The organism is Caulobacter sp. X (genome assembly GCF_002742635.1).
GTDB lineage: Bacteria > Pseudomonadota > Alphaproteobacteria > Caulobacterales > Caulobacteraceae > Caulobacter.
Window position 1 is genome coordinate 1,054,074 of the sequence record NZ_PEGF01000002.1, and the last position, 14,579, is coordinate 1,068,652.

At 61.9% G+C, this 14,579-nt stretch carries 13 protein-coding genes; 2 read left to right on the forward strand and 11 right to left on the reverse strand.

Going from position 1 to position 14,579, the window contains the following annotated elements; all coding sequences use genetic code 11:
* Window positions 1–1,170 precede the first annotated feature (1,170 nt).
* Both CSW60_RS17305 and CSW60_RS17310 read right to left on the reverse strand, forming a co-directional pair.
* Entirely contained in the window at window positions 1,171–1,776 is a 606-nt protein-coding gene (locus CSW60_RS17305; protein WP_255409020.1) for a response regulator transcription factor, read from the reverse strand.
* Between the two features lie 13 nt (window positions 1,777–1,789).
* The gene (locus CSW60_RS17310; RefSeq protein ID WP_099538439.1) at window positions 1,790–3,367 is read right to left on the reverse strand and encodes a HAMP domain-containing sensor histidine kinase; all 1,578 of its coding nucleotides are present in this window, start codon (window positions 3,365–3,367) and stop codon (window positions 1,790–1,792) included.
* 168 nt (window positions 3,368–3,535) lie between these two features.
* Here CSW60_RS17310 and CSW60_RS24440 point away from each other — a divergent pair, with 168 nt between their 5' ends.
* The gene (locus tag CSW60_RS24440; RefSeq protein ID WP_099538440.1) at window positions 3,536–4,801 is read left to right on the forward strand and encodes a flagellin; all 1,266 of its coding nucleotides are present in this window, start codon (window positions 3,536–3,538) and stop codon (window positions 4,799–4,801) included.
* Here the strand turns inward: CSW60_RS24440 and CSW60_RS17320 are convergent.
* From CSW60_RS17320 to sfsA, 8 genes are all read right to left on the reverse strand, one after another.
* Window positions 4,791–5,357, reverse strand: coding sequence for a recombinase family protein (locus CSW60_RS17320; protein ID WP_099539169.1), 567 nt, complete (start codon window positions 5,355–5,357; stop codon window positions 4,791–4,793). The genes CSW60_RS24440 and CSW60_RS17320 overlap by 11 nt on opposite strands.
* Window positions 5,358–5,626: 269 nt before the next feature.
* Window positions 5,627–6,925 carry an McrC family protein gene (locus tag CSW60_RS17325; RefSeq protein ID WP_099538441.1) on the reverse strand — a complete coding sequence of 433 codons (1,299 nt, stop codon included), beginning with the start codon at window positions 6,923–6,925 and terminating at the stop codon, window positions 5,627–5,629.
* Window positions 6,922–9,387: an AAA family ATPase gene (locus tag CSW60_RS17330; protein ID WP_236634308.1), complete on the reverse strand. Its 2,466-nt coding sequence runs from the start codon at window positions 9,385–9,387 to the stop codon at window positions 6,922–6,924. The genes CSW60_RS17325 and CSW60_RS17330 overlap by 4 nt, the downstream gene beginning before the upstream one ends.
* Window positions 9,388–9,531: 144 nt before the next feature.
* Window positions 9,532–9,969 carry a helix-turn-helix domain-containing protein gene (locus CSW60_RS17340; protein WP_099538444.1) on the reverse strand — a complete coding sequence of 146 codons (438 nt, stop codon included), beginning with the start codon at window positions 9,967–9,969 and terminating at the stop codon, window positions 9,532–9,534.
* A gap of 94 nt (window positions 9,970–10,063) precedes the next feature.
* Window positions 10,064–11,578: a DUF2779 domain-containing protein gene (locus CSW60_RS17345; protein ID WP_099538445.1), complete on the reverse strand. Its 1,515-nt coding sequence runs from the start codon at window positions 11,576–11,578 to the stop codon at window positions 10,064–10,066.
* Window positions 11,579–11,603: 25 nt separating this feature from the next.
* The gene (locus CSW60_RS23220) at window positions 11,604–12,008 is read right to left on the reverse strand and encodes a hypothetical protein (protein WP_143324203.1); all 405 of its coding nucleotides are present in this window, start codon (window positions 12,006–12,008) and stop codon (window positions 11,604–11,606) included.
* Window positions 12,009–12,061: 53 nt separating this feature from the next.
* Window positions 12,062–12,508 carry a DUF6641 family protein gene (locus CSW60_RS17355; RefSeq protein WP_099538447.1) on the reverse strand — a complete coding sequence of 149 codons (447 nt, stop codon included), beginning with the start codon at window positions 12,506–12,508 and terminating at the stop codon, window positions 12,062–12,064.
* Window positions 12,509–12,590: 82 nt separating this feature from the next.
* Window positions 12,591–13,343 (reverse strand): DNA/RNA nuclease SfsA, encoded by a 753-nt coding sequence (sfsA, locus tag CSW60_RS17360; protein ID WP_099538448.1) that lies wholly within the window; start codon window positions 13,341–13,343, stop codon window positions 12,591–12,593.
* A 53-nt stretch (window positions 13,344–13,396) separates the two neighbouring features.
* Here sfsA and CSW60_RS17365 point away from each other — a divergent pair, with 53 nt between their 5' ends.
* Window positions 13,397–14,167: a competence/damage-inducible protein A gene (locus CSW60_RS17365; protein WP_099538449.1), complete on the forward strand. Its 771-nt coding sequence runs from the start codon at window positions 13,397–13,399 to the stop codon at window positions 14,165–14,167.
* An 11-nt stretch (window positions 14,168–14,178) separates the two neighbouring features.
* Here CSW60_RS17365 and CSW60_RS17370 read toward each other — a convergent pair whose 3' ends face one another.
* Window positions 14,179–14,577: a helix-turn-helix domain-containing protein gene (locus tag CSW60_RS17370; RefSeq protein WP_099538450.1), complete on the reverse strand. Its 399-nt coding sequence runs from the start codon at window positions 14,575–14,577 to the stop codon at window positions 14,179–14,181.
* Window positions 14,578–14,579 lie beyond the last annotated feature (2 nt).

A 14,579-nucleotide genomic window follows, 5' to 3' on the forward strand; every position in this document is an offset into this window, starting at 1 on the left:
AGCCCCCTGGTTCTGCCAGGGGGCTATTGGGGTGCCGGGCCCCGGTTGGTCATTCTCATCGTGAACCTTCTCCTGAGGGGCTCTTGCAGGGTCACGGCGGCTTGGTCGCTACCGCGTGTTGTCTACCACCCTTTCGCCCCTGCTTGAGCCCTTGCAGGGCGGAGGCGTGGGTGTTCCCGGGAGATAGGCCAACGCCGGGCTCGCCGCCGCGCCATTATTTCCTCGACTGGCGTCGCAGACAGGTGGCTGTCCGCAGGACGGAGCCGAAGGCGACCGAGTGGAGCGACAGCGACGGCCGAAGGCATCCAACGAGTGGAGGCGAAAGCCGTTGACCAAGTGGATTGCCGAGCAAGCGCGTGAAACGCGCGGAGCGAAGGCGTAATCCACGCCGGTCTGGCTTTCTTGTGTGGAGTTCGTGGTGGTGAGGGAGTGCCTGAAGGCATCATTTATCTTCGATAGATGGTCTTAAGTTACTGCTTCGCCGCCAGGAAGTCCGCACAGGATTTCCACTTATTATGATGGTCTTAAGTTACTGGTCGGCGGAAATTCCGCTCAAGCGGTCCCCGAAAAATGTCAGGTCATAAATATAGGCGAAGCAGCAGGGGCGAAGTCTGCCGCTTCGGCAGAAAGTTCCTGATCGCTTTCCTTGAAGAAGAAATGCCAGGCCTTGCTGCGCGTCGCCCCCGCGTGGTGGGGCCTTTCTTCTTAGGAGTATCAACGTGATGACATACGATGAATATCTCGTGGTCTGGTATAACCGCAGCCGCCGCTATCAGCTGAGGTGCGGGCGAGCCTTCAACCTGAATTTCGACGAGTTCTGTGGCCTGGTTTCGAATTATCAGCGGGCGGTGATTACCAGCCGTCTCGAACAAATGGAGGGCACCGCAGCTACCCCACAGCGCGTCGGCTACGTGCTTAGCTGGGTGTCGCCGGAAGCCCACGCTGCCGGTGTTATGGACAGCTCGACCGCCAAAATCCTCAACTACAGGAACAGCCGGCAAATGTTCCGCAAACGAAAGGGTGACACGCATTCCGACGGCGCGCGGGCGCGGATCGGGGCGGCCAAGCGTGGCAAGGAGCAGACCCGGCAACACGTCGAACGTCGTGCGGAAAAGCAACGCGGAATAAAGCGCGGGGACATGTCCAAGGAGACCAAGGCAAAGATCAGGGTCAAAGCTCTCGCGAGAGAGGCAGCGAAACGTGCCCAGGCCGGCCCTGCAGGGCCTTGCCGAGCCGAACGTAATCCTCAAGGAGGTGAACGCCAGTCTTGGATCTGATCGCCGCGCGGTGATCCTCCACCGTCTTCAGTGAGAGGCCAAGGTCATTGGCGATGGCCTTGCTGCTCTTGCCGTCGGCGACCAGCCTCAGCACCTCACGCTCTCGGGGCGAAAGCTTCTCGACAACCTGAGCCGCACGGATGCGCTCCCGGCTCCAAGTCAGACCTTCGGAAACCGACCGCAAAAGCCTCTCCTCGTCGATCGGCTTCTCAAGATAGTCGATGCCCCCATGCCGGCGGATCGCGTCCACCGCGTCGGCGGTGTGGGGCCAGGCAGTCATGAATAGGACCGCCGCGCCCGGAGCCCAGGCGCGTATGCTTTGGGCGACATCAAAGCCGTTGTCGTCGCAGAGCATGATGTCCGTGACGATGCAGAGCCCGCCATCACCGCCCCTATGCACACTAGGGAGGCCTGCCCGATCCGCGAAAGCGTGCGCTTCTAATCCGTGACGCCCAAACAGGCGCGCGAGGCTCTGCGCCAGGTCAAGGTCATCGTCGATAACCTAGATGGCGTCACCCATGCTCGAACGCCTTAATCGGAAAATCGGCGCGGTAGATTACGCGTGAGCCGATTTCGCTTCGTCTCAGCTCGCCGCCTGACGCCTCGACAATGGTTCGCGCGATGATGAGCCCCACGCCCATGCCATCAGCCGGGGTGACGGTCGGAGTGTTCTCTACGGCGAAAAAAGCTCTCGCGGGCGTAGAGCCCAAACGGACCATCACGCTCGTTCCGGGCGAGGCGGACATCGCGTTGCGCAGCAAGTTGACCAGGGCCTGCTGTAGCTCCAATGCGTTGCCGACAATCTGCTCGCGAGATGCGCCGTCGATCTCCAGTCTGACCTTCAGAGCCTTGGCTTCCGATTGAACAACCAACACCGCTTCGTTGACCACGTCCGAAAGCGCGATCAACGTCGCGGGTTCGGTCGTCCGCGCACCAAAGCGCCGTAGCGTCCGCACCAGTTCGGCAAGGCTGCTGCTCTTGCGCTCGATGAGCTGCGCCGTGAACTTGAAATCCTCTTCCTCGATGGACCCGGCTTGGCTCGCTTCCCGCAGATGCTTGGCCTCGACAGCCAGCGTAGATAGCGGCTGGCTGATCTCGTGGATGATCGCCACGGACATGGCACGCAGGGTCTTCAGCCGTTCGGCCTGAAAAAGCAGCCGATCACGCTGGGCGATCTCCGCGGCGTGACGGATTTCAGCGTCGGAGTAGCCGCCCGCCAGGTAGCCCGCGACAGCGATACAGGCGGCCAATAGGTGCAGCTCCACCCGATCAGCGGTCGGCGTCGCGGTGGGAAGACCAAACAGCACGTAAAGCGCTGTGGACGCTGCCACGCTCCAGGCGGCCCAGGGGCCAAGACGGAGACCAATCCACACGGTCGCCAGAACAAAGGGCTCCAGGCGCACACCCAACTCGGCGCTGTAGGCCACCCATGAGACCAGGAAGGCCAGCACGACCGCCGCCGCGCCCTCGAACACCCGAGGCGTCGTCAGGCGCTTTGGCGCATGACGGCTTTTCGCGCTTCGCAGCGCCAACGCCCAGAGCAACGGCGGCGCGAGCAGAAGAACGCCCAGCACGTCGCCGATCAGGAACGTGAGAATGGCCGCCAGCCGATCCACGACGTGCGATATCAACGACGCGCGCTGATCGAGAAAGGCCCAAGGCAGACTGAAACTCGCCGCCACCGCCGGAGCAACCGCCATGGCGATCGCCATGGACAAGGCTGTTTCCTTCTCGGGCTTTTCCTTGAGGGCCGCCCGAACCACACGGATGCCAAGGCCGTAACCCAGCGGCGGCAACACTACGCTCAAGCCGAACACCAGTGCTTCGATTGGCGGCTTGTCCAGTCGCCCCCAGAGGGCCTGAACCAGCAGTTCGGCGAGCGCGAACGGCCATGCAAACTTCGCCCCATACCGCCAGAGAAACGCGAAGCGAACGCCAGCGATCGGATACCAGAGGCTGTAGATCGTGATGCCCCAGGCCCTCGCCAGGGAATGCAAGACCGCGAACAGAAAGGCGTAGGTCGCGATCAGGCCCAGGCCGAACGGAGATAGGACGTAGGTCTTCGGGGGCTGAGCGCGGTCCAAATCCATATCCAGCTTTACTGTAGGGCGGCCAACTAGGGCGCTATCCGGGTTTAGCCCGGATAGCAAAGGTTGTGCGGCGCTGTTTAGCCATGGGATGTGTTTTCCCTCACGACGCGCGCTTGCCCATCGGCGGGCTGCGCCTCGCTTAGCCGCTGCGAGCGGTCGAGTTTTTAGATGGCGTCTATCAATACCAACGCCGCCGCGAACCAAGCACGACAGGCGCTCGCTGCCGCGCAAAAGGAACTGGCGACGAGCCGCACCCGGATCGCCACCGGCAAGGCTATCGGCTCGGCGAAGGACAATGGCGCGATCCACTCGATCGCCACCATGATGACGGCGGAGCGGAGTGGCTGGACCGTCGCCAACGACAGCCTGGCGCGGGGTCAGTCCCTCATCGCGACGGCTTCGGCGGGTTTAGACGCTGTCTCGGATCTCTTGCGGAAGGCGCGAGAGAAAGCGGTTGCGTATCGCGACACATCGCTAAGCACACAAGCAAAGGCAGCGATACGCGCGGACATCGAGGCTCTGCTACGCCAGATCGACCGCACGGCGCTGCGAACGGAGTTCGATGGCAAGAAGCCGTTGGCGGATACCCTGACGCCGACCACGGTGACGCAAACGACCACCACCTACACGACGGTGACTTCACCCTATACCCCGCCTGCAATGTCTAACCTCGTCGGTTACACGTCTGGCTCTGGCAGTCGGACATTCGCAGTGAACGGCGGCGCAGCGGCAGGTCGGATCGACCTTGATATTGATACTTACAGCGCCCTGGATGTCGTCGAGGTATGGCAAGGGGCGCAACGCGTAGCCGCGACAGGCCAGCCCTATGTGTCTGGCGGGGCGGCGGTCGGGCCTGGGGCTCCAGTTACCTATCAAAATGTTCTCAGCTTCGATTATGACCCTGCCAACGGACAGTCGTTAGAATTTCGCTTTAACGAGAATTTCGGCGGTTCCGGGTGGCAGATTAATAACGTCGTTCTGACACCGACCGATCCACTCCCCACGCCGACCACGACGACCACCACCACATCGGTTCTGGCATCGGTCGCGACCAACTATGAGTTCGTCAGGTCTTCGATCGGCGACCTCGAAGGCGTCGCTGCGCGCCCCATGACGCTGAACGCCTTGAAGCTCGACGCGATCGACTGGAATGAGCCCGCCCAACTGTTCAGCAGTCTCGACGCTGCCCTCGGACAGGCCGTGGAAGCCGCAACCTACTACGGCGAGCGCGCGAGTTCGTTCGATCGCCTTATCGAACAAAACGGACGCCTCGCCGACGCTTTAGAGACCGGTGTCGGAAACCTCGTTGACGCCGATTTGGGCCGAGAAAGTGCGAAGCTTCAAGCTGGGCAGATCAAGGAAAGCGTCGCGACGAAAGCGCTCGCGATCGCGAACGCGGCGCCTCAATGGATACTGTCCCTTTTCAAAGGTTGAGCGCGTTACCAGCAGGCTTTCCAGCTAACCGATAGATGCTGGCCGGCGAACAGCCAAGGCGCTCCGCGATCGACCGCGCCGACATCCCGTCCAAGCTCATGCGCTTCACCGCGTTCCTATCAATGGAAGCCTTCCGTCCGCGATAGACACCCTTTGCTTTGGCGTTCTCGATGCCCTCCCGTTGCCGTTCCTGGCGAATGTCCAGCTCGAACTCAGCGACGGCAGCCAAGATGCCGAGCATCAGTTTGCCGTGGGTGGTCGTGGTGTCGATCCCGCCCTGTTGGAGGCATCGGAAGCCAACACCCTTGGCGGTCAGTTGCTCGACGGTGCGGTGAAGGTCGGCGGCGCTCCGGGCGAAGCGGTCGAGGCGCGTGACCACGAACGTGTCGCCCTCGCGGCAAAAATCCAGGGCGCGTTGCAGCTCGGGCCGATTGGCCGCCCTCTTGCCGCTGCGCTGTTCGCTGAAGACCTTCTCGACCCCGGCTTGGGCGAGTTGATCCAGCTGAACTTCAAGAGATTGTTCGGTGGTGCTGACGCGGGCGTAACCGACGAGCATGGCCTTCTCCTTTGGGTCTAAGGCCATTCGCGATTGTGTCTTATAGGGCGGAAATCAACCTAATTAAGACGCCTAGCAGGGCGTCGGCAGGCGTCGCGTATGGGTGTAGTCTAATGCGACACGCCCCGCATCTGCATACAAGGTGAGGATGGCGGCTATATCGACTATGTTGAGCGAATCGCGCCAAGTTCGAGGCGCGGGAAGGCCGCCACAACGATAAGGTGGCCCGCACCGCAGGCTTACAAGCAGCGGGAATGAGCCATTCGACATTAATTCTCCGGCTCAGCGCCGCGCGGCAGGCAGGCGGCGGCCAGGCGTGCCTTGAGCCGGTCACTATGCGACAGGTCGATGGAGAACAGCTCCAAGCGATCAGAGCTGGAGTTGACGGCGTAATTTCCGATCAACCCTTCTTCGCATCCAGTTTCGCGATGATGCGGATAGAGAAGGGTGAGCTTGCCGCACTGATAGAGGCGGCCATAGGCCATCATCTGGTAGACGTCGGCTTGAGACACGCCGCGTTTTGGATCGTCGATCCGCCCCGTGATCCGCTTCCATTTGGTGTCGATCACCTGCAGCACGGCGTCGCCGCGCTTAATGAGGATATCCGGGCGGGTCTGAAAGATCTGGCGTCGGTCCTCGTCTTCGAGGCAATAAAGCCGACCGCCTTGGCTGACTACGCGAAGGTCTGTGTGGGACAGCGCACTCCTGAGCATGCGCGCGACATACTCCTCAAACAGCGTATTCATCTCAAACATCAGCGAGAAGCCTTCGCTACCGCCGCCCGAGGTAGTTTGAAAGCGTTCACCTAGCAGTAGACGCGCGAGGTTCAGCAGTTCGCGCCAGCGCTCATTTGTGCGGTCCAGCACCACATCGCGCCAGCGCAGAGCTGGCACGGGGACAGGCGCAATATCTGCATAGGCAAATGCCAGTTCGCGCAGGCGGTGCTGATTGTCAGGGGTGCGTGCGATGCGGGAAAGCCGCGTGATCGCCGCCTTCATGATGCGATTGAGCGCGATGTCCGGCGTCAGCGCATCGTAGCGGCATGCGAGCCGCGACGGGGCGACCGCCAGTGTCGTGAACTGGCGCGTGACATTCAGTCGCCCACGTAACACCGGCAGATCGTCGGCATGTTCGACGTAGCGACGCGGTATTCCTTGTCGCACCGCATCGACCAACTTTTCTGAGAATAGCCGGACCAGTATCTCCAGCATTGTCTCGCGCTGCCAGTCGAGCGCGGTGATCTGCCCCGCTTCAATCTTCAGGTCGAGCGCAACCGCGAGCATATGGACGAGACGGCGACGGATGTTGCCCGTAGCCCGGCCGCCTTCCTCGCCGGGTACGTCGATCTTGGGCAAGATCTCTAGGGTACAGCCGCTGGCGGCAATGACGCCGACGACGCCGCGAGCGCGAATTGCCTTGCGGCCATGCTCAAGGATGCCGCCGCGACGAGAGGCGAGCGGCGATGCGGACGCAACCGCCGCGATCCGCTCTGCGGCAAGCACCGGAATCTCGTCCGCCGCATCGCCGTAGCGGATGCTCTCCCATTCAAGAAGCGTTCGGCGGATCACGCCGAGGCGAATCCATCATAGGAGAATGTATCGCGAACACTCCAGCGATAGCGCGGGGCCACATCTTCATTGCCACCCAAGCCATGGGGTGCCTTCAATCTGCGGCGGTTGATGAAGCGGCCCTGGCGATCGCCTTCGCCGTCATCACCGTCGCCCAACACGGCGGCGACCTTCGCCCAATCCTCATAGAAATATTCAGCGAGCAGAGGGATCACTTTGTGCCGCATGACCGCATCCAAATCATCGCGCGTCTTGCAACCAATGAAATAAGCGTGACCGATCTGATGCTCCCGGTCAAAGAGATACTCGACCCGCTCATTGATAATAGCCAGCAGGGCCGCAACGTCGATGCCGTCAACTGTTCCCAACAATGAGGCATCAGGCATCAACTCGCGAAATTCGAACCGGCGGCGCAGCGCGGTATCGAGCAGCGCGATCGAACGATCGGCTGTATTCATGGTGCCGATGATATGTAGGTTGGCGGGGACGCCGAACACGTCGCCAGAATAGGGTAAGCGCACCTTGAGCGCGTTCGGCTGTCCGAGGCGCTTGTCGACCTCAAGCAGAGTAATAAGTTCGCCGAAGACCTTGGAGATGTTGGCCCGATTGATCTCATCGATAACCAGCACGAACGGTTCTGGGGCACCCGAACCTGTGTCTTGCTGGCTCGAAATATAGCGTTCAAGCGCCGGAATGTTCAGGTCGGCTTTGGTAAGCGCATAAATCGACTTCTGAGTGAAGCTGCGGGCGTATATCTCGCTAGTAGCCGCACCGGTTCGATCGACCCATAGCCAGCGGACGGCTCGTCGATGAGCGTAGCCGCCGCCCTTTCGCGGCTCAAACTGATAGTCACCCGTCACCTCGCCAATCGCCCGGAACAGGCGGTTACCCTTCGAGACGACGATTATATCGCCGCGCTTCACCTCGTTGCGGAAGATAAAGGGCATCTGCACGCGCCCGCTCAGGGCGTTGGGTTCGCCATCGTTAGCACCTGCTGTGCGGAGGGCGTCGATAATCGCTTCGCGATCCCCGAAGCGAGGGTTCGACCAGTCGATGTCTTCGAACCCCAGCAATGCGTAGCCGCCGTCGATTGCTTCTTCGAACAGATATGAATCGTCCGAATTGGCGACCTCACCGATCGACATCTTAAAGATTTTTCGGTCGGCGACCGAAAAGCTGACGCTACCTGTTCCGGTGCTGGTTTCCGCCCGGCGCGCTATGCGACGGAAGATGCCCAGCTCTGGCTTTAGCTCGAAGCCGGCCGCCCCGCCATCGGTGACCTGGGTAGGACGCAGCCCTTCGACAAAATCCTCATAGGCGGTGGATTGATGGAAAGTGACGAACTCGATCCGCCCGGTATCCGCAAGGCGATGATAAGCCGTCATCAACTCCTCGCGGTCGGCCGGGACGGGTTCACCGCAAAGGCGCACGGCTTCGGAGGCCGTAGCGTAGGTTTTACCTGTTCCAGGAGGGCCGAACAGGATGAGATTGGTGGGCTCAGCAGTCATGGGCACCACTTTCCTTTCAGCAAGCCATGACACAGGTTCGGCAACACTGCCGCTCGCCGGCACACCCAATTCCGCAGCGATCGCCGGATCGAGCTGGTAGCGGACAAGCTTCTGTTTGCCGTAGCCCACATAATTGGTCGGCCCCTTATTATCGATCCGCTTGACCCGTGCGAGCCGCCCCTCGACCAACATGGCGCGCGCGACTTCTGCGATGGTTTCTACGCGCTCGGCGTCGTTTGCTCGGTTCGATGTTCCGGGCCGCTGAATGTCATAGGTCGATATGCCCGATCCATGAGAAGTGCGGGTCGGCTGATAGCCCTGGCCCGACTTGTCGAAGAGCGTGAATGGCCGTGATGGCTTCTGCACCTCGTCAACTGGATCGAGGTTGAAACGGAATACTGTCGCCGAACTTTGGTGCGCACCGATCCTTTCCGGTGGGCTTAGATCCGCCATTTCGAGAAATTTGCGGCCGATGAGCGTCTGGCAGATGTTGGGCCACGCTTGGTTGAGCTTCAGCGCTTCATTGACGTTGCGCACAAGGACATCAACCTTACCGTCGCCACGCTCCCGACCAGGTTCTATGTAGTGCTCAAGTACATAGTGGCGAATACGATCGGCGTCCGTGTCGCCGTGGGGCTCACCATCAAGAAACTGACCATATTGCGCGAGCCAAGATCCCCAGCTCGACAACCGGTTATGCGGCCTCTCCGATCGAGGCATGAGAATGCGGAAATCCTCTCCGCCCGCAGTGAAGTCTTCACGCATCCTCTTCAAGCGAGCGCGCAGCTGCGCGAAGCGATCATCGGCCCAAGCCGCTTCAAGATCGGCATGAGGAGAGCCTAGCTCACTGAGCTTGTTCTGGATCGAACGAACCGCATACGTACGCGTGTTTCGCCCTGCCTCGGTATTGGCGCCTCGGTCTTCGAGCCACTTCTTGAACTCGACATCTCTCACACAATTGCCCCCCGTATCCTCTCCCGCATGTAGCCGATTGCATCCCTTGCGATGCGAGGGAAGTCCCGGCTCAGCAATGGGAAAAGATTTGTCTACTCTCGTTATGTCCACCGGCTACGACAAATCCGGTTGCGTGGGCCGAGGCTAAGGACTTGCAACGCCTCCGGCCCCTACAGCTCCATCGTTCTCGGCATCCGCGAGCGCGCGGGCTAGGGTCAATATCTCGCGCCGAACGCGGTGTTCGGCGATGCGGCAAAACGATTGGGCGAGTTCCAATCCTTCGTTGGTCACCATGAAGGCGTTCAAGGTCCGCGCCCTCGCCTCATCGACATGACCCTGCTCATCGTCCATGCCCTCGAAGAAGTAGGTGATGGGGACTCGGAGAAAGACGGCTGCCTCATAGAGCTTGCTCGCGCTGACCCGGTTTGCGCCAAGCTCATACTTCTGGATTTGTTGGAAAGTGAGGCCAAGGCCGACTGCGAGTTCAGTTTGGCTTAGCCCGAGTGATCGACGGCGCATCCGCAATCTCAGGCCTACATATGCATCGACAGCGTGAGCCTCTACGCAAGGCTGTTTGCCCATTCTCTTGACCTAGTACAGTTCGTGCTTTTGCACGCCTAACACGCATCGCCTTTGGATGCGATCTAGGGCAAAATCTATGGTTGTGGTGGAAGAATTATTTTTGATCAGAACTGGCTGTGTACATCCGGCCGGTGAAGAACTGCCACAGCCGCACCATCGCCCAGGTGTCCAGTTCGCAGTAGCGCTCTAGCTGCCGCCGCAGCACGGCCCGCCGCTCCGGCGCGGTCTCGGGTCGGATCGCTTCGAGATAGGCCTCCTGCGCCATCCCGCCGTGCTGGACGCCTTCCAAATCTTGATAACGCAGGTCGGGGGCGATGGCTGGCAGCACGGCCTTGATGCTCCAACTGCCCTTCTGGCTGGGATGGTAGAAATGCTCGCGTGCCAGGGGCAACAAGTCCACCAAGCGCCCCGCGATGCCCCTGAGAGCCGCTGCAAGGGTAGGGAACTGCTCTGCGAGCGCCAGGATAACCCCGCGCTCGAAAGCAGCGTTGTAGGCGAAGATTACGCCCTGGCTCCCGCAGGCGTGGATCAGCGCATGGGCCAGGCGCTCGGACGGGTTGTCACCCGTCAGGTCCAAGAAGTCCACGTGCTCGAAAGTGTCTTCGGCGGGCATGACATGCAGGCTGAACTGGAAGGGGATTTGCTGAAAGGGTTTGGTGCCCGCCCAAATGGGAACGGCGAACTGGATGGTCTCGAAGTCAAGGAAATAGGCCGGAAAACCGTAGGGCTTGAGCGCCGCCGCAGCAGCGACGGCGTTGAAATAGACCGCGTTGGAAAGCGTGTGCTGCTTCACGCGGAGTTGGATGGGATTGAGCAGATTGTCGGGTACCTGGGTTAGGTCCCGCACGCCCTGTTCCTCGATCAGCGCCTTCAGCGCGCCCGAGGTGACACGCGGCAACCATGCGGAAGGAAATTGCGGATCGGGGTCGAGTTGGGCGCAGAATTGCGCGAAGCCGCATTCCACGGGGGCCTTGCAATGGCGTCCTCGACGGACATCCGGCATGTCGCCAGCCAACACCACGTTCGCCTGCTCGATCCAGGCCGATACGCGCGCTGCGCCCTCTTGAGCTTGGACCGTGACATCGCGCTCGATGAGCAAGCCCCGATATTCGCCGTCACCGGGATAGACCCATGACGTGTCGATATGGGCGACCGACACTTCATCAATCTTCACGCCTGCGGCGTCGGCGACGAACACCTGAACCGCGACGTCATCGAGATAATGGTCTTTGACGCCGCCCGACGATTTGACCTCGATAAGACGCCAAGCGCGTTCGCCGGTGGAGGCAGGAGAAGCCGGGGCGAGGATATCGGCGAAGATCAGCGTCCCGCCCGCTGAGAAGCCCGCCTCGAAGATCGGATTGTCGGCAGCGAGAAGTTCGGCGGTTCTGGCGAAGGCAGGCTCTTGCCCTTCGCTGCGATCCACAAGCACGCCTCGACGTTCCGGGTCGAAGAGCGCGCGCGCGATTTCGCCAACGCGGTGTCCTGCTTCGATCAACGCGGCACTGCCGTCGGAGGGGCTGCGGGCTGCGGGCTTGTGAACGTCGAGCCATAGCCGCCGACGGCAGTGTCCCAGGGCGAGCAGTTTGGACTTGGAGAGAGCTTGCATGGGATCTCCGTGCGACCGCGACAGCCTAGCTGGAAATGGGTTCGCTGGTCCCCTGGAGCGCCAGGAGGTCATTCAGCAGAAAAGATCGGTAATCCTCGGCGATTTCGACATCGGTCGGCATCCGGCCTAGTCGGGCGCGCAGGCGATCCTGTAGCCGGGGGGAGATGCCTAGAGTGCGGAACAGCAGGTGTCGTTTCCGAGCTTCCCGCATCACCCGGCTGACCGGTTTCATCCAGTCATAATCGGTAACCGACATGCCTGTAGGCGGATGCGGTGAGGACAAGTCGTGCTGATCCAAAGGCTCGTATTCCGATGGAGACAGCACGAACAGGCGATAGTGGAATGGGTTGCCCGCTGTCGGTCGGACACTGATCTTCAGCAGCGACACCGCCTTGCGGATAGTGGCGGGCGTAAAGGTGCGAGGGCGCATCGGGGAACGCAGAGGACATAGAGCGCCCATGGTCGCTCTATGTCCTTCTGTTTCTAGGCCTTGGCCTTGCTCTTGAAGTTGCGCTGCCGCTCGACGGCCGCAGCGGCCGCCACGGCGTCGAGTTCACCGGCCTCGACAGCTTGGGTCAGCGTGTCGATCACGGCGGGCAGCGCTTCCAGGTTGTCGACCGAAATCGCCGTCATGCCCTTGGCCAGTTCCAGGGGCTTAGCGCCGTAGCGCACAGTGAAGGCCAGGTTGCCGCTGGCGTCGGTGAACCAGCCGCGACGGACTTTGCGCGGGGCCTCAACGCGGTGGCTATTGCCGGCTCCGTCCTTGCGCGTGACCATGCGCGTCGGGTTGTATGCTGGACCACCCAGCTTCTCGGTCACGAGAGCCTTCTGGTCGGTCAGGTAGCGGACCAGCTTTTCGCGGTTGCGGGTCTTGGCATCCGCCGGAGTAGGCTTGGCGGCCACCAGCTTGAGCGTCTTGAGCATCGACATCGGGAACTCCTTTACGGGGTTGCGGTGTCGCGGCTCTAATGCCGTGTTCCAGAAGAGCGACCAAAAGGTTCAGCGGTTGCGCCTACCGTAGCCACTCGATCCGACGGCTGAGCGTTATCGCCTCCGTCCCCATCGCGCAGGCATAGACCAGTAAGTCGACGCCAGCATCTGCCGCCCTAGTCAAGGCCAGAGCGAAGGCTGGGTCATGGTCAGCGCAGGCGCTGAAGGTGTCGCAGTCCTCGCGCTGGACGACGAATAGGACCGCCGCTCGATCGCCTTGGGCTACTTGCGCTGCCAGATCGGCGAGGTGTCGGGTAGAGCGTTCAGCCTTGCAATCCGGAAATTCGGCGAGGCCGTTAGTCATTGAAAAGTGGCAATTTTTCACTTCGAGCCAAAGTCTCCCGCTAGGTTGTGAATGCTCAACACATGTGTTGACCTCCAGCCAGCACGGCGCGCGGCCCTCGCCGGTCAGCAGGAAGTCCACCCGGCTGGCCTCGCCGTACTTCACCTCGGGGCGCACCGTGTCGTAGCCGGTCAGTTCTGGGATCGCGCCGGCCGCCAGGGCCTCGGCGACCAGCTTGTTGGGCAAGAGGGTGTTGATCCCGACCAGGGCGTTTCCCTGCTCGACCATCTGCAGGGTGTAGGCGAGCTTGCGCTTGGGATCGGGCGACCACGAGGCCCAGGCGACCAGGCCCGGCTCGCGCACGCCCAGCATGGCGCCGGGGTTGGGGCAGTGGGCCGTGACCTCTTGCCCGTCGTCCAGGACGAGGTCGGCGAAGAAGCGCTTGTAGCGCGACACCAATCGGCCGCGAACGAGCGGTTGCGGGAGCAGCATGCGAAGCCTAAGTCGATCCTGAAAAGCAAACGGCGATGTAGGGGATAGCGACGATGACGGCCACCCAATCCGAGCGCGTGACGGCGGCGGTGATGATCATCGGCGACGAGATCCTGTCCGGGCGCACCCAGGACACCAACCTCGCGGCCATCGCCAAGTATCTGGCGACCTATGGCGTGGATCTCTGCGAAGCGCGCGTGGTGCCGGACGTCGAGCAGGAGATCATCGACGCGGTCAACGCCCTGCGCACCAAGTACGACTATGTGATCACCACGGGCGGCATCGGCCCGACCCACGACGACATCACCGCCGACTCGATCGCCAAGGCCTTCGGCGTGACCGCGCCCGAGCATCCCGAGATCATGGCCATGCTGCGCGAGCGCTGGGGCGAGCCGAACGCCGCCCGCCGTCGCATGGCGCATGTGCCGGAAGGCGGCAGCCTGGTGAAGAACCCCGTCCAAGGCCCGCCCGGCTTCCAGAAGGAGAACGTCTTCGTCCTGGCCGGCGTGCCGGCGATCATGCGCGGCATGCTGGAAGACGTCGGCCCGCGCCTGCGGACCGGGGCGGTGGTGCTGAGCAAGACGGTGCGGGTTACCGGCACGGGCGAGGGCGTCATCGCCGCGCCGCTGGAGGCGGTCGCCAAGGCGCACCCGGAGATGTCGCTGGGCAGCTATCCGTTCTTCAGCCCGCCCGACGTCTATGGCGCGAACCTGGTGCTGCGTGGCCGTGACGCGACCGAGCTGGACGCGGCCGAGGCCGAGCTGATCGCGGCCCTGGAAGAGGCCGGCGCCAAGAATATCGAGCGCGTGGCCAACCCGTCCTAGGGCGAAGGAGGCTATTCGTCGTCGGCGATGGCCTTGGCCAGGTCGGCCAGGTGGCGGCGCATGCCGGTCGAGCGGATGCCGACATAGGCGCGGGCCAGTTCGGGGCCGCCGGGCGTCGACCAGAACTCGGCCATCTCGTTGGCGAGGTCGGCGGCGGTGGTGTCGGCGCCTTCCGGGTCGTCCAGGCCTTCGAAGAAGAAGCCGATCGGCGTCTTCAGGAACATGGCCGTGGCGTGCAGCTTGCTGGCGCTGATGCGGTTGGCGCCGCCCTCGTACTTCTGCACCTGCTGGAACGTCAGTCCCAAGGCGTCGGCCAGCGCTTGCTGGGAGTAACCCAGATCCTTGCGCCGCATTCGCAGCCGGCGCCCGACGTGGACATCGACGGGATCGGGGGTCTTGTCATCAGCCATGG